Here is a 17206-nt window from a genome sequence, read left to right on the forward strand (position 1 = left end):
AAGAACACAACGGGAGAAACGACGATGACCACCGGTCTGGAACTGCGCTCGAAGATCACCTCGGACGGCAAGCTGGAGCTGTCGCTGGAAGAGGTCACGGTCCCCGAACCGGCGGCCGGACAGGTTGTCATCCGCGTCGAGGGTTCGCCCATCAACCCGTCGGACCTCGGCCTGCTGACCGGCCCGGCCGATCTGTCCACCCTGGTGGCCGGCGGAACCGCCGACCGCCCGACCCTGACCGCCAGCATACCGCCGGAACGGATGCCGATGGTCGCCGCCCGCCTGGACGAGTCGATGGCGGTCGGCAACGAGGGCGCCGGCACGGTGATCGCGGCCGGGGCAGGGGCCGAAGGCCTGATCGGCAAGAGGGTCGCGGCGCTCGGCGGCTCGATGTACGCCACCCACAAGATCGCCCCGGCCGCCGCCTGCCTGCCGTTGCCCGACGACGCGACGGCGGCCGACGGCGCCTCCTGCTTCGTCAACCCGCTGACGGCGCTGTCCTTCCCCGAGACCATGCGAATGGAGGGCCACAAGGCGCTGGTCCACACCGCGGCCGCCTCCAACCTCGGCCAGATGCTGGTCAAGATCTGTCAGGCCGACGGCATCCCCCTGGTCAACATCGTCCGCAGTCCTGCGCAGGTGAAGATCCTGAAAGACCTGGGCGCCAAGTACGTCCTCGACAGCACCACACCCACCTTCAAGGCCGACCTCGTCGACGCCCTGGCCGAGACCGGCGCCACCATCGGCTTCGACGCCATCGGCGGCGGCCCGCTGGCCGGCGACATCCTGGCGGCGATGGAGGTGGCGCTGAACCGCACGGCGACCACCTACAGCCGCTATGGCAGCGCCACCCACAAGCAGGTCTACGTCTACGGCGGCCTGGACCTGCGCCCGACCGAGATTCCTCGCAACGTCGGCCTGTCCTGGGGCATGGGCGGCTACCTGCTGACCTACTTCCTGCAGAAGGCCGGTCCTGAGGTCATGGCCCGCCTGCGGGCCCGCGTCGCCGCCGAGCTGAAGACCACCTTCGCCAGCCACTACACGGCCGAACTGTCCCTGGCCGAGGCCCTGAACCCCGACACCCTGAAGGCCTACAGCCGCAAGGCGACGGGCGAGAAGTACCTGATCAACCCGGCCAAATAGGCGACGCTACAGCGACGCCTCGCGGAAGGCCTGGATGGCCCGGATGCGGGCCAGGGCGTCCGGCGCCTTCTCATAGCGTTTGAGGAGGCGCGGCAGGGCCCTGGCCGAGCCGTCGCAATGGCGCCGGATCGCCGCCTCGATCTGGCGTCGACGGGCGGCGTCGTAGGGCTCCTCGCCGGCGAAATGGACGCAGGTTTCGACGTCGTCCTGGAACCCCTGGATATCGACCGGCCAGACCCTGGGCAGGCCGGTGGCCGGATCGATGACCGGACAGACCTGCAGGTTGGCGTCGCACGGCGGCGCGGGGGCGTCGGCGGCCGGCTGGGCGAGCAGAAGGAAGGCGGTGAACAGGCCGGCGATCATGGCGATGGCTCCAGGGTCCAGCAGCAACCCTGCCACGGCGAGAGCGCGGGCGGCTACATCAAACCCAGAGACCGGAAGCTGGCGACGCCTTCCCGCCCGACCACCAGGTGATCGTGCACGCCGATCCGAAGGGTGCGGCCGGCCTCGACGATCTGGCGGGTCATGTCGATGTCGGCGTGGCTGGGAGTGGGGTCGCCGCTGGGGTGGTTGTGGACCAGGATGACGTTGCTGGCCGACAGTTCCAGCGCCCGGCGCATGACCTCGCGCGGATAGACCGGGGCATGGTCGACGGTGCCGTGGTTCTGCACCTCGTCGGCGATCAGCTGGTTCTTCTTGTCGAGGAACAGCACCCGGAACTGCTCCCGCGGTTCATGGGCGAGCGCCAGCTTCACGTAGGCCAGCAGGGCGGTCCAGGACGAGATCACCGTCCGCTTGACGATCGGCTCACGGTGGGCCCGAAGCGTCACCTCGTGCAGCGCCGACAGGTCCAGGGCGACCGCCGGCCCGATGCCCTTCACCGTGCAAAGGTCCTCGACCGAGGCGGCCAGCACCGCCGCCAGGCTGCCGAAGCGGGTCAGCAGCGCCTTGGCGCGGGGCTTGACGTCGCCTTGCGGGACCGACCGAAACAGGAACAGCTCGAGCAGCTCGTAGTCGGGAAGCGCGCTTAAGCCCCCCTTACGGGCCCGCTCGCGCAGGCGGTCGCGGTGACCCGCGTTCGGGTTGGCTTCAGTCTCGACCGCGGGAGCCGACGCGAAATCAGCCCACAGCAGGGGGGTGGTGGCGATGTCTTCCAGGCTGGCGGCGTGGCGCATGGGAAACAATGTTCCGTAATTGTTCCAGCTTGGCAAGCCTCAACATGATTGACAGCGGCGGAGCCGGCACGCCCCATGGCCGCATGCGTGTCGTGCTCCTCATTCTGTTGCTTGTGCTGGGCTGGCCGGTGATGGCTTTGGCCCAGCCGTTCACGGCCGACGAACAAAGGCGGGTCGACACCCTGGTGGAGGCTGCGCTCGCCAGATCAAAGGTTCCGTCCGTCTCGGTCGCTGTCGTGCGCGGCGGAGACCTGGCCTTCGTCAAGGCCTATGGCCAGGCCGCGCTGGAGCCGGCGCGGGCGGCGGATGCGAAGGCCCGGTACGATATAGGCTCGGTCTCCAAGCAGTTTACGGCCACCCTGTTGCTGAAACTGGTCGACGAGGGCCGGGTCGGACTCGACGATCCGGTGGGCCGGTACCTGCCCGGGGTGACGGCCGGCGGCCGGATTACGGTGCGCCAGCTCCTGTCGCAGATCAGCGGCTACGTGAACTACTGGCGCGTGGATTTCCTGCCACCGTCGATGCGTCAGGACACTGCGCCGCAGGCCATCGTCGACCGTTGGGGCCGCGCCCCGCTCGTCTTCGAGCCCGGGGCGCAATGGCAGTACAGCAATACCAACTACGTCCTGGCCGGCCGGATTGTGGAGGTGGTCGAGGGCCGGCCGCTGAGCGCCTTGCTGGAGGAGCGACTGTTCCGCCCGCTGGGGATGACCTCGGCCCGCTTTGGACCGCCCCGGCCGGAGGATGGCGATGCGGCGGGCTATACCCGCGTGCTCCTGGGGCCGAACCGGCGGGCGGAGGTTGTGCCGCAGGGCTGGACCTTCGGCGCCGGCGGGCTGTCGATGACGGCCGAGGACCTGGCGCGCTGGGACCTGGGCATGTTGCGGAGGCGGCTGCTGTCGCCGGCCGGATACGCCGCCCAACAGGCCGAGGCCAGGCTCACGGACGGCTCGGGCTCAGGCTACGGACTAGGGGTCTATGTTGGCGACGCCAATGGCCACCGGGTGATTTCGCACGACGGCGCGGCGATCGGGTTTGTCGCCCAGAACCGGGTTTATCCCGACGACGGCCTGGCCATCGTCGTTCTGGTCAACGCCGACTACGGCGGGGCCTCCCACGAGGTCGCCGAGGGACTGCAGGCGATGCTTCTCGGCCCGCCGCCCGCGCCGGTCACACCAACTGCCGCCGCTCCTCCGCGGACTAGGCCGGTGCATGCAGAGACCACCGGGCTGGCGCGGCGAATCTTCGATGATCTGGCGGCGGGGCGTTTGGAGGAGGCGCGCTTTACCCCTGACGGGCTGAGCTACTTCACGGCCGAAAGGCGCGCCGACCTGACGTCGAGCCTGACGGCCCTGGGTCCACCCGCGCGATTCGACCTGGTGACGCACGGGCCCTGGGCCGGGTTCGACGGCAGCATCCATGAGATCGGCTGGGCGGACCGGACGTTGATCCTGATCATGTTCCGCGCCGACGATGGACGGCTTGAGGAATACTACCTCTTCTCGCCGGACTGACGATCAGTCGGCGAGGATTTCCGGCTTGAACTGGTCGGTCGGCGAGGCGGTGAAGATCTCGATCGTGCCGTCGTCCTTGACGCCGCAGCTGTGCTCGCACTGGGCCGACAGGGACTTGTCGCGGGTCACCGCCGTCCAGCCGTCGCTCAGCACCTTCACCTGCGGCTTGCCGAGGTTCACCATCGGCTCGACGGTGAAGAACATGCCGGGCTTCAGCACCGGCCCCGTGCCGGGGCGGCCGAAGTGCAGGACATTGGGGCTGTCGTGGAAGACGCGGCCGAGGCCATGGCCGCAGAAGTCGCGGACGACCGAGCAGCGTTGACCCTCGACGTACTTCTGGATGGCATGGCCGACGTCGCCGAGCGTGGCGCCCGGCTTGATGGCGTCGAGGCCCAGGCGCAGGCCCTCATAGGTGATATCGACCAGGCGGCGGGCCCGGGCCGAGACCTTGCCGACGCCGTACATGCGGCTGGTATCGCCGTGCCAGCCGTCGACGATGACGGTGACGTCGATGTTGACGACGTCGCCCTCGCGCAGGGCCCAGTCGCCGGGGATGCCGTGGCAGACCACATGGTTGCGCGAGATGCAGACGGTGTGGCCGTAGCCCTTGTAGAACAGGCAGGCGGGCAGGGCGCCGCGCTCGAGGATGAACTCGCGGGCCAGGTCGTCGAGGTGAGAGGTCAGCACGCCCGGCACGACGTGCGGGATCAGCATGTCCAGGCACTGGGCGGCCAGCAGGCCGGCCTTGCGCATGCCCTCGAAGCCCTCGGCCCCGTGGATCTTGATCTCACCCGTGCGGGTCTCGAATTCGATGTCTTCGTCGACGGAATAGGTCATGGCAGTCCGGTTCGGGGCCGCCGGCAGGCGACAGGTCAGGCGAGCGTTGAGAGCCCTATGTCGCAATCATAGCACGGAAGTTCAATGCGCGGGGCCTCAAGCGGGCGGTTTGGCCCATTCCATGAGCACGAACCAGGGCGCGCGGCGATGGCGAGCGATCTTCTGTGGATCGCCGCCGTGGGCCGGTGGCTCATCGAAATGGGTGAGGATCAGGCCCTGCTCCAGGCACAGGGTCATGTAGGTCGACAGCGGCCTGTGCCAGTTGAGGATGCGGATGCCCTGCCAGGCGACCTCCTCGGCCTTCTCGTCCAGATAATCATCGAAGGCGTAAGCCCGCCGCCCGTCCGTGAGGTCGCTCCATCCGAGGGTCATGCCCGCCGAGGTGAAGCTGTTGAGGTTGGCGATCAGCAGCCGCCCGCCGGGCCGCAGAACCCGCGACATCTCGGCGATGGCGGCGCGGACGTCCGGGATGTCGATCAGGGTCAGATAGCTGACGACAAGGTCGAAGCTGGCCTCCGCGAAATCCAGCCCCTCGGCGCGGCCGGACCGGTAGTCGCCCGTCGGATCCAGCCGCCGCGCGGTATCCAGCAGGGCGGCGGTCGGGTCGACGCCAATGGCGGCCACGCCCGTGTCTCGCAGCATCCGGCAGAACCGGCCCTCGCCGCAGCCGACATCCAGGGCGTTGGCCGGCACGGTTGCGCGCACCCGGGCCAGCATGGGGGCGTCGAGCACATACTCGCGACTCCAGTCGCCGCCCTGGCCCTGGCTTGCGACCCAGGCGTCCGCCGACTCGTTCCAGCCGTCGGACATGGGGTCAACGACTGGCGGTTGGATCGGTCGCGTACGGCTGCGGACCGTCGGGCAGATAGGGCTGGGGTCCGCTCGGCAGGTCGGGCGAGGGCATGACGCCGCGGCGCAGGTCGCTGGACAGGGTCAGCGGCGCCTGGCCGTGGTTCAGTCGTGCGCGGTAGACCTGAACGTTGGACAGCACGTTCATCACGTAGTTGCGGGTCTCGGCGAAGGGAATGCACTCGAGGAAGTCGAGCGGATCGCCGTTCGGGTCGCGCGGGTCGCCGCAGAACTGCACCCAGGCCACCGGCCGGCCCGGTCCGGCGTTGTAGCCCGCCGCCGCCATCGCATAGCTGCCGCCGAGGTTGGAGACCATCTGGCCCAGGTACCCCGAGCCCAGCTGCATGTTGTAGTTCGGCTCCCATAGCCGCTCTGGCTGCCAGTCGACGCCGACCCGTTTGGCGGTGGCGCGGGCGGTGCTGGGCAGCAGCTGCATCATGCCGCGGGCGTCGGCGTGGCTGCGGACGCGGGGGTCGAACTGGCTCTCCTGGCGAACGATGGCCAGGACGAAGGCGTCCTCGGCGCCGCCATAGACCGGCGGCGGGCTGAGCAGCGGATAGCCGCGCTCATGCAGGATCAGGCCGCGCTGCGCGCCGCGGCGATAGGCGATCAGAGAGACTTCCTGTTCGCCGATGCCCCGCAGGGTGTCGACCAGCATGGCCAGCTCGACCGGCGTCTCAACGGTCTCGCCCATGTAGAGGCCGAACACCCGCACCAGATTGCGCTCACCGGCCGCCGACAGCAGGCGCAGGGCCCGCACCAGCTCGCCGGTCTCGAAGTCGGCCAGGTCGCCGGCGGTCGGCTGCGGATCCGGGGTGAGCACCAAGGTGGTGCGGCCGGCCTTCTCGGCCGACAGCTGGCCATAGAAGGTGGTGGTGTGCTCGGCGCCCTGTTCATAGAATGCCCGGGCCCGGCGGGCGTCACCCATCGCCTCGGCGGCCCGGCCGCGCCAGTAGGCGGCGCGCGCCTTGCTGACCGGACTTCTGACGTTCTGCTCCAGCCGCAGGAAATGCATGTCGGCCAGGCGCGGGTCGCGAAGCTTGTTAAGCGCCAGCCAGCCGGCATAGGACTCGGCCTCGGCGAAGTCCACGCTGCCGGGGCGCAGGCTGTGGTTGCTGATCTCGCGATAGGCGGCGGCCGCGTCGCGGGTCCGCAGGGCATCGTTCATCCGCCGGCGCATGGCGGTGAAGCCGCCCCCGCCGGACGTGGCGCCGGCGACGGCGCTGTAGGGCACCGGGCCCGGCGGCAGCGCGGCAGTCTGGGCGTCCTGCAAGGCGGCGAGGCGCCCCTCGGGCCGGGGCCAGCCGGCGAAGTCGTTGACGGCGCGCGACAGCTCGGCCTCGCCAAGGTCCTTGCCCAGGACATCGACGATGGCCCAGTCGACGATGCGGCGGGCGACCGGGTCGCTCAGCATGGCCTGCAGCGAGCGGGCCCCGTTCAGATCCTTGCGGCGCACGGCCTCCAGGGCCGACGACAGGGTCTGGGCCGGTGTTGATGTCGAGACATAGGGCGCCGGCATCGGCGTGGTGGCGACAGGCGGAGCCACGGTCGGCACCGGTTGGTCCTGGCCGCCGACGAGGCTCAGCAAGAGGGCGACGGCCAGCGCCGATGACAGCAGTTCGATCAACTCGGACGCCTCCCGAAAACCCAGGTTCTGGACCTTGAGCGCCGACGATTCGCGGTGCCCTCCAGCCGTTCTGTTTCAACTCATTTCCTCAATAACTTCAAATTGGAGCAAGAGTGGGCCGCGCACGAAATCGTCAGAACAGGTCAGACGGTGTTGACCAAAGAGTTGATATCAACATAAATAGATGCGTGACCGACGCCATCTCCTACGCCGCCACCCACCACATCCGGGACAGCTGCCTTTGCCTGCACGCCCAGCGCGCGGCCCGGGCCCTGGCCCGGCGGTTTGACGACGCCCTGCGCCCGGTCGGCCTGACCAACAGCCAGTTTTCACTGCTCAATGCGCTGAACCGTCCGAGCCCCGCGACGATGGGCGATGTGGCGCGCCTGCTCGGCGCCGACCGTACCACCCTGACCGCCGCGCTCAAGGTGCTTGAGCGCGAGGGGCTGACGCTCACCCAGGCCGACCCCGCCGACCAGCGCGCCCGCCGCATCGCCCTCACTCCCGCCGGCCACGGCCGCCTGGCCGCCGCCCTGCCGATCTGGACGGCCGTGCACGCCGCCCTCGAAGCCGGCCTCGATACCGATCAGCCAGCCGAGCTGCGCCGGGGCCTGAACGCCCTGGCCGCGCCGGCTGCCCCCCTATGTGAGTAACTTGAAGAGGAGTTCCCCATGACCATCCAGGTAAGCGCCTTCAAATGGGTGCCCGATTTCGCTCAGGGCTTCGTCCGCGACCTGCGGGTCCGCTGGGCGCTGGAAGAGGCCGGCGTGCCCTACGAGGCCGACCTCATCGACGTCATGAACAAGGGCGCCGCCTACAGCGACTGGCAGCCCTTCGCCCAGGTGCCGGCCTATCGCGACGGCGATGTCGAGATGTTCGAGTCCGGCGCCATCGTCATCTTCCTGGCCGGGAAGTACGAGGCCCTCAGCCCGCGAGACGACGCCGGCCGGGCGAGGGTCATCACCTGGGTGCTGGCGGCGCTGAACTCCATCGAGATCCACACCGTCCAGCTCGGTTCGATCGACCTGTTCCACAAGGGCGAGGCCTGGACCCACGAGCGTCGGCCGCAGGTGATCGCCGACCTCAAGCAGCGGCTGCAGCAGCTCAGCGACGCGCTTGGCGACAAGGACTACCTGGAGGGCCGGTTCACGGCCGGCGACCTGATCATGGCCACCGTCCTGCGCGAGGTCGATCGCACCGAACTGCTGTCCAAATACCCGAACCTCGAGGTCTACCTCGACCGCTGCACCGAACGGCCGGCCTTCAAGCGGGCCATGGAGGCCCAGCTGCAGCCCTTCCGCGAACACGCCCCCGCCTGATCAGACAACCAAGGAGAACACCATGGCTCAGTTCCTCGCCGTCTACACCGCCTCGCCCGACAAACCGATGGGCGGGCCCGGCGACATGGACCCCGCCGAGATCGGCCGGGGCATGGACGCCTGGGGCAAGTGGATGGAGGACAACGCCGACCGCCTTGTGGTCGCCGGCGGTCCGCTCGGCAAAACCAAGAAGACCTCCAGGGCCGGGGTCCAGGACATCAGCAACCTGATGACCGGCTTCACCATCTTCACCGCCGACAGCCATGAAGAGGCGGCAAGGCTGTTCATTGACCACCCACACTTCTCCATCTTCCCTGGCGAAGGCGTCGAGGTGATGCAGATCATGCCGATTCCGACGCGCTAGCCGGCTCTGGCGCTGGTCCAGCGGATCAGCGCCAGGGCTTCGGGCGGTGGGCGGCGTTCCTTGCGCAGGTAGACGGCGCCGTCGTCCGTGCGGCTGAGCAGGTCGATGCCGACCATGTCGCGCCGCAGGATGGCCGGGTCACCGAACAGGTGCTCGGCCTTCAACCGCTCGCTGATCTGCCGCTCGTTGAGCGGCGTCTCGGTCGGCAGCCGCGACCACATCACCCAAAGGCACAGGCGCTGCTGGCTGACTTTCGATGGCCAGCTGGCCAGCTTGCCGTCGGCGTTGAAGTAGCGCGCCGTGCGCTCGACCATGCGGTTGTCGACCGGATCGGCCGCCGCCGGCGTGGCGAGCCGCTGGCCGGCGTCATGCTGGGCCTTCAGCGCCTGGTAGTTCCGGTGACCGGCGGCGCGGGCCAGGATATTGAGCATCTGGACATGGCCGGGTGGGGTATCGAGCGCGCTGATCTCGCGGCTCAGGGTCCTGGCAAGCGCCGAAATGTCGGGCGCCGAAAAGGGCAGGGGGTCTCTCATCACTTATCCTCGTCGTGCCGAGGCGATCCGCGGGGGATCGGTCGTGGTCGCTGACTTACGACTTCGGCACGGGACAAGCGGGTGACGAAGAAAAGCGAAGGGGCAGGTTTAGCTTCCCGGATGGGACAGCGACGCCTTGGTGAACTGCCGACCGGGGCGGGCGATAGCACAGCCGGGAGCGGAGGTGAACCCTCAGGCCGAAGGCCCGAACCAGTCCAGCATGATGCGCCGGCCCCCGACTTCGAGCCCGAGGAGCCGGGCTCGGCCGTCGCGCCCCACCGAGACCAGGGCGAAGGCAGTCGGCTCTGCCGCCGCGCTGAGGCGCAAGGCCGCCTCTATGGCCTGGGCCTCCTTCTGCGAGGCGTGAAAGCGGTCGAGGCCGATATCCAGCGAGAGCGTCGACTGATCGCGGTCGCTCACCCAGCAGCCGATATCGCCCCGCACGGCGACCGGGGCCAGTTTGAGGGCCGCGTCCCGACTGACCGTTTCACCGACGATGACTGTTTCTCCCGGCGAGGGACGCAGCGCGACCCAGCGGTTCCTGCCATAGCCGGCCGGCTGCGGGATCGCCTCGCAGGTTCGCCCCCTGACCGATTGCCGGATTTGCAGCTGCACATAGTGGCCACTGAGCAGGCTGCGTGGATCGACGCCCTCGAGGGCCAGCCGGACCTCTGTCCCCTCGGCCCGGGCCTGGTGCTCGCCATGGATCAGCCAGACCAGGGCGCCGGCCAGCAAGACCGCCGCACCGACAGTCAGCCAGGCGCGGAGGCGGCTCATGACGCGCCCCTCCGCCGCAGCAGCCAGCCGGCTCCCAGCACCAGCACCGCCGCGGCCCCGAAGACCATGGCCGCGTAGATCAGGTCCAGTCCCAGATCGAAGAGCACCGCCGCCACCGCCGCCATGAGCGACACCACGCCGGCTGCGGTAACCAGGGCGTGGCGTTCGTGGCGGCCGAGCGCCAGCACCGCGCCGCTGATCAGCAGCCAGACACCGCGGTGTACGACCTTCACCGTATCGCCGGCGTTCCAGACGGCGACGCCGGCAAAGGCGGCAAGCGCCGCCCATACCCACCAACCGTAAAAGATCGTCGCCTCCTGTCGCCCGCCCTGGCGTCTGCCGCCGGCGAGGAAGGCGGCGACGGCAAGCGCCAGGCTGGCCGAAACGCCGACGACCGCGTGGTTGACCTGATCGGGCGTCAACCGGTCGGCGGTCAGCCACACGCCGATGGCGAAGGCCAGGCCCGCGGCATGGGCGGCCGGAACCGATCGCCACAGCCAGGCTGTCGCGACCCCGACGACGGAGGCCGGCATCAGCCAGAAGGTCTCCGGAGACTCGAAATCCGCCATGCCGACGAACAGCAGAGCGGCGATCAGCGCGCCGCTGGATCGTCCGACCAGCGCCAGAAGTCCGGCCCCGGCCGCCGCTCCAAGCAGGGCGGTCTTGGGATCGCCGGCGATATCGAAGATCTGCCCGGTCAGGCCGATGGAGGCGGCGAACAGCGCCGCCGCCAGGGTCAGCAGGCCATTGGAGGCGTTGGGCCGGCCCCTGGCGCCGGTCCAGGCGCCGCCGCCCGCCGCCGCCAGGAAGGCGACCAAGAGGATGGCGAACCGGCCGATGCGCGGGATGCCGTCCCAGTTGGCGGCCACGAAGGCGATCACCGCCGCCCCGATGAACACCACCCCGACCAGCGCCAGGGTGGTCGCCGCATCCAGCCGTCGTGGCTCGGCGGTCATGTCCAGCATGGCCTGGCGGTTCTCTGCCGGGGCCAGGCCGGCGGCGATCCAGCGGTCCAGGTCGGCTGTCAGGCGTTCGCGGTAACTGGCCATTCTCCCCCCGGGGCGGCTCTGTCGGAGGGAGACTAGCGGACGGCGGTTGACTTCGCGATCAAAACTCTGAACACTTCGCTACATGGTGAAGTATAAAGCCGCCGATATGGACCGCACCTTCGCGGCGCTCGCCGACCCGACCCGGCGCTATGTGCTGGAGCGGCTGACCAACGAGCCCGGTGTCTCGGTCAGTGAGCTGGCGCGGCCGCTGTCGTTGAAGCTGCCCGGCCTGACCAAGCACCTGGATGTGTTGTCCGACGCCGGCCTCATCACCCGCTCCAAGACGGGGAGAAAGGTCGCCGTCCAGCTGGCGGCGGAGCCGATGCGCGAGGCGATGGCCTGGCTGGCCCGGTACGAGCGCTTCTGGAGCGCCAGCCTCGACCGGCTGGCGGCCTTTGTCGAACGGGAGGAGCCATGACCCTGCCCAGCGTGACGTTTGTCCGCCGCATCAAGGCCTCGCCCGCCCGGGTCTGGGCGGCAATCACCGTTCCCGCCCAGATGGCGCAGTGGTGGGGCCCGGACGCCGGACCGACCCTCAGCGCCGAATCCGACCTGCGTCCCGGCGGCCGCTACAGCGTCGTCTTCCAGATGCTGAACGGCCAGGAGGGCAATCCCACCGGGGCCTATCGCGAAATCGTTCCAGGCCAGAAGCTGGTCTTCACCTGGGAACTGGCCGGCGAGCCGGACTCTCTGGTGACGTTTCTGCTCAAGCCGGTCGACGGCGGGACCGAACTCACCCTGACCCACGAACAGCTGCCGAGCGAGCCGCTGCGCGTCAGCCATGCGCGGGGCTGGGCCGGCTTCCTGGATGAACTCTCAGCCTTTCTTGGAGATGTGTGATGGGCGATCTGGTGATCACCACCTACGACTGGGTCCCGGAGATGCCGCGCGGCCATGTCCGCGACATCCGGCTGCGCTGGGCGCTCGAGGAGGCCGGGTTGCCCTACCGGGTCGAGAGCACCCCGTTCCAGGACCGCGGCGCGGAGCATTTCGCCCACCAGCCGTTTGGCCAGACCCCATGGCTGACCGACGGCGAGCTGTCGATCTTCGAAAGCGGCGCTTGCCTGCTGCATCTGGGCGAGCTCAGCGCGGTGCTGATGCCGGCCGATCCGAAGGGGCGCAACGCGGCCAGGGAATGGCTGTTCGCGGCGCTCGCCTCGGTCGAGGCGGCGACGCAACCCTGGACCCTGCTTACCATGATGGGCCGCAACCAGCCGAACCCGGCATGGGACTTCCTGGACAATTTCAACACCCTGCGGCTGCAGCGCATGGAGCCGGTGCTGGCAGCGCGGGAGTGGCTTGCGAACAGCTTTTCCATCGCCGACATCATGATGGCCGACGTGCTGCGGCTGGTCGATCGGCTGGGCGGCCTGGCCGCCTATCCCGCCTGCAAGGCCTATGTCGATCGCGCCACGGCCCGCCCGGCCTTCCGCAAGGCCCACGCCGACCAGATGGCCCACTTCGCCGCCGCCGACGCCGCTCGCGCCTAGCGCCGCCAGGGGATCCGGCGGTCGATCGCGATGCGCTCCGTCCCCATGGCGCAGGCGTAGACCAGCACCTCGACCCCGGCGTCGGCCGCACGGTCCAGCGCATTGGCGAACACCGGGTCGAGGTCGTGGCAGGCGCTGAAGGCCTCGCAGTCGGTGCGTTGCACCACGAACAGAACCACGGCCCGGTCGCCCCGCGCCACCATGGCCTCAAGCTCGCGCAGGTGTTTGGCGCTCCGCGCCGCCACGCAATCGGGAAACTCAGCCAGCGTTCCCTCGCGCCGGTAGTGGCAGTTCTTGACCTCCAGCCAGCAGGACGGCCGTTCCGGATCGGTCAGCAGGAAGTCGATGCGGCTGGCCTCGCCGTACTTCACCTCAGGCCGCGCGCTGTAGCCGGCCAGTTCCGGGATCGTCCCTTTGGTCAGCGCCTCGGCCACCAGCCGGTTGGGGGTCATGGTGTTGACCCCGACCAGTCCGCCGTCGGCCTCGACCAGCTGCAGGGTCCAGGGCAACTTGCGCTTCGGATCATCCGAAAATGACAGCCAGACGCCCATGCCGGCGTCCTTCAACCCCAGCATCGCCCCGGGGTTGGGCACATGCGCCGTCACGCCGCGGCCGTCGTCCAGAATGACGTCGGCGAAGAAGCGTTTGTAGCGGCTGACCAGTTGGCCGCGGCTTAAGGGTTGAGGCAGGTCCATGCGCGCTCTAGATCACTTGGCTGACGATGTAGGGAAGGACGGCCTCGATGGCGAGCCAGGAACGGGTGACGGCGGCGGTCCTCATCATCGGTGACGAGATTCTGTCGGGTCGAACCCAGGATACCAACCTCAACGCCATCGCCCGCTATATCGCCCAGTACGGCGTCGATCTGGCCGAGGCGCGGGTCGTCGGCGACATCGAGGAAGAGATCGTCACCGCGATCAATCACCTGCGCGGGCGCTACGACTACCTGATCACCACCGGCGGCATCGGCCCGACCCACGACGACATCACCGCCGACTGCGTGGCCAAGGCCTTCGGCGTCGCCCTCTACGAACACCCCGAGATCCTCGAGATGATGACCGCCCGCTGGGGCGGCGAGCTGAACGCGGCCCGTCGCCGCATGGCTCGGGTGCCCGAGGGCGGCTCGCTGGTGAAGAATCCGGTCCAGGGCCCGCCCGGCTTCCAGATCGGCAATGTCTTCGTCCTGGCCGGGGTGCCGGCCATCATGCGCGGCATGCTGGAGGATGTCGGTCCGCGCCTGCGCGTCGGTGCGGTGGTGATTTCCCAGACCCTGCGGGTCGAAGGCACGGGGGAGGGGGCCATGGCCGCCCCTCTGGAAGCCGTCGCCAAGGCCCATCCGCATCTGTCGCTGGGCAGCTATCCTTTCTTCTCGCCGGCCGGCTACGGCAGCCAGTTGGTCATCCGCGGCCGCGATCTTGCGCAGGTCGAGGCGGCGCGGCGCGATCTTGAGGCAGCCCTTGCGGCGGAGGGCATCGGCAACATTACGTTTCTTGACACCCGCCCTGAGTAACCGGCACTTTGGACGCCAACATTGCAGGCATCCCTCGAGAGTAGTTTCATGCGCATCGCGTTCCTTGCCGCCGGCCTTCTGCTGGTCGCGTCCCCCGTCTTCGCCCAGGCTGGCGCCGGCGCGCCGCTGGCCGACCCGGCCGCCCCCAAGAAGAAGGCGATGGATGATCCCAACCGGATCGTCTGCACGCGCGAGCATGTGGTCGGCTCCAACCGCCCGCAAAAGGTCTGCATGACCGTCGCCCAGCGCCAGCGTCTGAAGGACGACGCCGACAGGCTGACCGATCCGGGCAACCGAAGCGCCGGCACTGCCGAAGATTTCAAGGGACAGCAGCCCGGCGGTTGACGCGCTGGCTGAAGGCGTCCAGCGAACCATGGACACTACCCTCTATGGCCAGGGCGCGGTGAAGCCGCCGCCGATCGGCAAGCAGTAGGCGGCTTGCCATCCCCCACCGGTTCTCTAGACAGGGCCGGGCGGGGACGTGGCGGAATGGTAGACGCAGCGGCCTTAAAAGCCGCAGCCGCAAGGCGTGTGGGTTCGAGTCCCACCGTCCCTACGAGATGGCGTCAGCAGGCGCCGTCAGTTCACCCGCGCCAGATAGCCGGTCAGGCGACGCCTGGCCTGCGGCGGCGCGGCAGCCGTGGCCGCGACGACCGCCGCCTTGTTGCTCGCGGCGCCGACCTGGATCACCGCGACCATGCCCATGGCGTAGTGCGGGTTGCACTTGAAGACATAGACGCCGGGCTTGGTGACCTTGACGACCAGTTCCTTGTTCATGACGCCCTTGGCCAGGGGCACGCCGCCCGGAACCATGCCGGCCACCATTTCGGCGTTGTGGCTCGGCGACGTCGGCACGAAATGCAGGGTGTCGCCCGGCTTGGCCTTCACCACGGCCGGCTCGAACACCATCAGACCGTCGGCGCCCTTGTTGAGCATCTTGATCGTGAGGTCGGCGGCGGCGGCCTGGCCGGCGGCCATCAGGAGCAGGCCGGCGGCCGCGGTGACGAGGAAACGGGACTTGAGCATGGGATCGCCTTGAGGGTCTGAGCCCGAAGCGTGGGAGCCGCTTCGGCGACCTGCCTAGACGCCCGGCGCCATAGACCGGCCTTGCGCTGGATCAATTTCAGGACCTGTTTGGTCGAGACCCGAAACCGCCTAGGCTCGGGACTGCTCTCGGTTGGCTCGATAGAGGATTTCCATGCGACTTTCCCGGCGCGACTTCGGATTGGGCGTCATCGCCACCGCCCTGCTTCCCACGGCCGTCCTGGCCCGGCAGGCGGGGAAACTCGACGCCGATCTGACCGCCTTCCTCGACAGGGCCTTCGAGGAGGAGCTGGCAATGGATCCCGAACAGCTGTCGCAGCTGGGCCGCAAGCAGCAATACGACCGGCTGACCGACCGGTCCGAGGCCGCCCAGAAGAAGCGCCTCGACTGGCGCCGCGCCAACGTCAAGGCGATGAAGCGCAGGTTCGACCCGGCCAAACTCGGCGAGGACGCCCGCACCTCCTACGACATGTGGCTGCTCGAGCTCGACCGCGCCGAGGACTACTGGCGCTGGCGCGACCACAACTACACCTTCGCCCGCGGCGGGGCCCACACCGGCCTGCCGAACTTCATGATCAACATGCATCCGGTCGACACCTCGTCCGACGCCGAGGCCTACATCGCCCGCGTCGCCGCCATCGGCGGGGTGTTGGACGTCCAACTGGACCAGGCCAGGCGCGCCGCCGCCAAGGGCGTGCGCATGCCGCGCTTCTCCTACGACCAGGCGAATCTGGACGTCCGCCGCGTGACCACTGGCGCGCCGTTCGACGCCGGCCCCGACAGCGCCCTGTTCGCTGACGCCAAGGCGAAGTTCGCGGCCCTGCAGACCAGGGGCGTCATCGGCGCTGCCCAGGCGGCCCAGCTGACCAAGGCCGTCGCCGACGCCATGACCGGCTCGATGAAGCCGGCCTACGACCGCCTCGCCGCCTGGCTCACAACCGACCGCGAACAGTCCGCGGCCGACCCCAGGGGCGCCGGGGCCCTGCCGGACGGCGCGGCCTACTACAACGCCATGCTGCGGCTGCAGACGACCACCGACATGACCGCCGACCAGATCCACGAGCTGGGCCTGGCCGAGGTCAAGCGCATCCGCGCCGAGATGGAGACGCTGAAGGCCAGGATCGGTTTCGCCGGCCCGCTCGAGGACTTCTTCGCCTATCTGAAGACCGACGACCGCTTCTACGTCACGCCCGACGACGCCGGACGGGCCCGCTACCTGAAACTGGCCGACGGCTACCTGGCCGCCATGAAGGCCCGCCTGCCCGAGCAGTTCGGCCGGCTGCCGCGCTCGCCACTTGTCGTCAAACGGGTCGAGCCCTACCGCGAGGAGCCGGGCGGCGCCGCTCACTACAACTCCGGTTCGGTCGATGGCTCACGGCCCGGCGTCTTCTACGTCCACCTGTCGGACGTCCGCGCCACCCCGCTCTACGAGATCGAGGGCACCTCCTACCATGAGGGCTGGCCCGGCCATCACATGCAGATCTCCATCGCCCAGGAGCTGACTGGCCTGCCGGTCTTCCGCACCCAGTACGGCTACGGCGCCTACGCCGAGGGCTGGGGCCTCTATGTCGAGCGCCTCGCCAAGGAGATGGACTTCTACCAGGACCCCTACAGCGACTTCGGCCGCCTCGGCCGCGAGATCTGGCGGGCCATCCGCCTGGTGGTCGACACCGGCATTCACGCCAAGGGCTGGAGCGAGGAGCAGGCGACGGAGTTCTACACCGCCAACAGCCCGCAGCCGGCCGCCAAGATCAAATCCGAAATCCGCCGCTATTTCGTCAGCCCCGGCCAGGCCACCTCCTACAAGGTCGGCATGGTCAAGATTCTCGCCCTTCGCGACGAGGCGCGGACGGCCATGGGCGCGAAATACGACCAGCGCGCCTTCCACGACCTAGTCATCTCCGGCGGCTCGCTGCCGCTCGGCGTGCTGGAAACGCGGGTCAGGCGCTGGGTGGCGAAGGGCTAACCCAATCCG

Annotated in this window: 21 protein-coding genes and 1 tRNA gene; 12 read left to right on the top strand and 10 right to left on the bottom strand. The window is 68.9% G+C overall.

Going from position 1 to position 17206, the window contains the following annotated elements; translation table 11 throughout:
* Positions 1–24 precede the first annotated feature (24 nt).
* The gene (locus O5I81_RS10120; protein ID WP_271068821.1) at positions 25–1143 is read left to right on the top strand and encodes a zinc-binding dehydrogenase; all 1119 of its coding nucleotides are present in this window, start codon (positions 25–27) and stop codon (positions 1141–1143) included.
* A gap of 6 nt (positions 1144–1149) precedes the next feature.
* Here the strand turns inward: O5I81_RS10120 and O5I81_RS10125 are convergent, their stop codons facing one another.
* Both O5I81_RS10125 and radC read right to left on the bottom strand, forming a co-directional pair.
* The gene (locus tag O5I81_RS10125) at positions 1150–1506 is read right to left on the bottom strand and encodes a hypothetical protein (RefSeq protein WP_271068822.1); all 357 of its coding nucleotides are present in this window, start codon (positions 1504–1506) and stop codon (positions 1150–1152) included.
* A 53-nt stretch (positions 1507–1559) separates the two neighbouring features.
* On the bottom strand, positions 1560–2318 hold the full coding sequence (radC, locus tag O5I81_RS10130) for a DNA repair protein RadC (protein WP_271068823.1): 759 nt from the start codon (positions 2316–2318) through the stop codon (positions 1560–1562).
* A 44-nt stretch (positions 2319–2362) separates the two neighbouring features.
* On the opposite strand from radC, the gene O5I81_RS10135 reads away from it, so the two are divergent.
* The gene (locus tag O5I81_RS10135) at positions 2363–3832 is read left to right on the top strand and encodes a serine hydrolase domain-containing protein (protein ID WP_271068824.1); all 1470 of its coding nucleotides are present in this window, start codon (positions 2363–2365) and stop codon (positions 3830–3832) included.
* Positions 3833–3835: 3 nt separating this feature from the next.
* Here O5I81_RS10135 and map read toward each other — a convergent pair whose 3' ends face one another.
* From map to O5I81_RS10150, 3 genes are all read right to left on the bottom strand, one after another.
* Positions 3836–4669, bottom strand: coding sequence for a type I methionyl aminopeptidase (map, locus tag O5I81_RS10140; protein ID WP_271068825.1), 834 nt, complete (start codon positions 4667–4669; stop codon positions 3836–3838).
* 96 nt (positions 4670–4765) lie between these two features.
* Complete coding sequence (locus O5I81_RS10145) at positions 4766–5479, bottom strand: class I SAM-dependent methyltransferase (RefSeq protein WP_271068826.1); 714 nt, start codon at positions 5477–5479, stop codon at positions 4766–4768.
* A 4-nt stretch (positions 5480–5483) separates the two neighbouring features.
* Entirely contained in the window at positions 5484–7145 is a 1662-nt protein-coding gene (locus tag O5I81_RS10150) for a lytic transglycosylase domain-containing protein (protein WP_271068827.1), read from the bottom strand.
* Positions 7146–7333: 188 nt separating this feature from the next.
* Between O5I81_RS10150 and O5I81_RS10155 the strand changes: the two genes are divergently transcribed.
* Genes O5I81_RS10155 through O5I81_RS10165 form a run of 3 tightly spaced genes read left to right on the top strand, consistent with a single transcriptional unit; the run spans position 7334 to position 8828 of the window.
* A complete protein-coding gene (locus O5I81_RS10155; RefSeq protein WP_271068828.1) occupies positions 7334–7798 on the top strand; it encodes a MarR family winged helix-turn-helix transcriptional regulator in 465 nt (154 codons plus the stop codon).
* A gap of 18 nt (positions 7799–7816) precedes the next feature.
* Entirely contained in the window at positions 7817–8464 is a 648-nt protein-coding gene (locus O5I81_RS10160; protein ID WP_271068829.1) for a glutathione S-transferase family protein, read from the top strand.
* 22 nt (positions 8465–8486) lie between these two features.
* A complete protein-coding gene (locus O5I81_RS10165) occupies positions 8487–8828 on the top strand; it encodes a hypothetical protein (RefSeq protein WP_271068830.1) in 342 nt (113 codons plus the stop codon).
* Here the strand turns inward: O5I81_RS10165 and O5I81_RS10170 are convergent.
* The 3 genes from O5I81_RS10170 to O5I81_RS10180 all read right to left on the bottom strand — a co-directional run bounded on the left by O5I81_RS10170 (position 8825) and on the right by O5I81_RS10180 (position 11187).
* Positions 8825–9361 (bottom strand): DUF2087 domain-containing protein, encoded by a 537-nt coding sequence (locus tag O5I81_RS10170; RefSeq protein ID WP_271068831.1) that lies wholly within the window; start codon positions 9359–9361, stop codon positions 8825–8827. The two genes, O5I81_RS10165 and O5I81_RS10170, sit on opposite strands and share 4 nt — an antisense overlap.
* A gap of 192 nt (positions 9362–9553) precedes the next feature.
* Complete coding sequence (locus tag O5I81_RS10175; RefSeq protein ID WP_271068832.1) at positions 9554–10138, bottom strand: GDYXXLXY domain-containing protein; 585 nt, start codon at positions 10136–10138, stop codon at positions 9554–9556.
* Positions 10135–11187 carry a DUF2157 domain-containing protein gene (locus tag O5I81_RS10180; RefSeq protein ID WP_271068833.1) on the bottom strand — a complete coding sequence of 351 codons (1053 nt, stop codon included), beginning with the start codon at positions 11185–11187 and terminating at the stop codon, positions 10135–10137. Before O5I81_RS10180 ends, O5I81_RS10175 begins: the two co-directional genes overlap by 4 nt.
* Before the next feature lie 82 nt (positions 11188–11269).
* On the opposite strand from O5I81_RS10180, the gene O5I81_RS10185 reads away from it, so the two are divergent.
* The 3 genes from O5I81_RS10185 to O5I81_RS10195 are packed head-to-tail and all read left to right on the top strand — an operon-like array spanning position 11270 to position 12677.
* Positions 11270–11605, top strand: a complete 336-nt coding sequence (locus O5I81_RS10185) for a metalloregulator ArsR/SmtB family transcription factor (protein ID WP_271068834.1) — start codon at positions 11270–11272, stop codon at positions 11603–11605.
* Positions 11602–12027 carry an SRPBCC domain-containing protein gene (locus O5I81_RS10190; protein WP_271068835.1) on the top strand — a complete coding sequence of 142 codons (426 nt, stop codon included), beginning with the start codon at positions 11602–11604 and terminating at the stop codon, positions 12025–12027. Before O5I81_RS10185 ends, O5I81_RS10190 begins: the two co-directional genes overlap by 4 nt.
* Positions 12027–12677 (top strand): glutathione S-transferase family protein, encoded by a 651-nt coding sequence (locus tag O5I81_RS10195; protein ID WP_271068836.1) that lies wholly within the window; start codon positions 12027–12029, stop codon positions 12675–12677. The genes O5I81_RS10190 and O5I81_RS10195 overlap by 1 nt, the downstream gene beginning before the upstream one ends.
* On the opposite strand, the gene sfsA is transcribed toward O5I81_RS10195, so the two are convergent.
* Positions 12674–13372, bottom strand: coding sequence for a DNA/RNA nuclease SfsA (gene sfsA, locus O5I81_RS10200; RefSeq protein WP_271068837.1), 699 nt, complete (start codon positions 13370–13372; stop codon positions 12674–12676). The genes O5I81_RS10195 and sfsA overlap by 4 nt on opposite strands.
* Before the next feature lie 47 nt (positions 13373–13419).
* Between sfsA and O5I81_RS10205 the strand changes: the two genes are divergently transcribed.
* The 3 genes from O5I81_RS10205 (at position 13420) to O5I81_RS10215 (ending at position 14743) form a co-directional block, all read left to right on the top strand.
* On the top strand, positions 13420–14187 hold the full coding sequence (locus tag O5I81_RS10205; protein WP_271068838.1) for a competence/damage-inducible protein A: 768 nt from the start codon (positions 13420–13422) through the stop codon (positions 14185–14187).
* Between the two features lie 48 nt (positions 14188–14235).
* The gene (locus O5I81_RS10210; protein WP_271068839.1) at positions 14236–14532 is read left to right on the top strand and encodes a hypothetical protein; all 297 of its coding nucleotides are present in this window, start codon (positions 14236–14238) and stop codon (positions 14530–14532) included.
* Between the two features lie 130 nt (positions 14533–14662).
* Positions 14663–14743 (top strand) — tRNA-Leu (locus O5I81_RS10215).
* A 23-nt stretch (positions 14744–14766) separates the two neighbouring features.
* On the opposite strand, the gene O5I81_RS10220 is transcribed toward O5I81_RS10215, so the two are convergent.
* Positions 14767–15213 (bottom strand): pseudoazurin, encoded by a 447-nt coding sequence (locus tag O5I81_RS10220; protein WP_271068840.1) that lies wholly within the window; start codon positions 15211–15213, stop codon positions 14767–14769.
* A 172-nt stretch (positions 15214–15385) separates the two neighbouring features.
* On the opposite strand from O5I81_RS10220, the gene O5I81_RS10225 reads away from it, so the two are divergent.
* Positions 15386–17197, top strand: a complete 1812-nt coding sequence (locus O5I81_RS10225) for a DUF885 domain-containing protein (protein ID WP_271068841.1) — start codon at positions 15386–15388, stop codon at positions 17195–17197.
* Positions 17198–17206: the final 9 nt, after the last annotated feature.

The sequence above is a fragment of the Caulobacter sp. NIBR1757 genome (genome assembly GCF_027912495.1).
Taxonomy (GTDB): domain Bacteria; phylum Pseudomonadota; class Alphaproteobacteria; order Caulobacterales; family Caulobacteraceae; genus Caulobacter.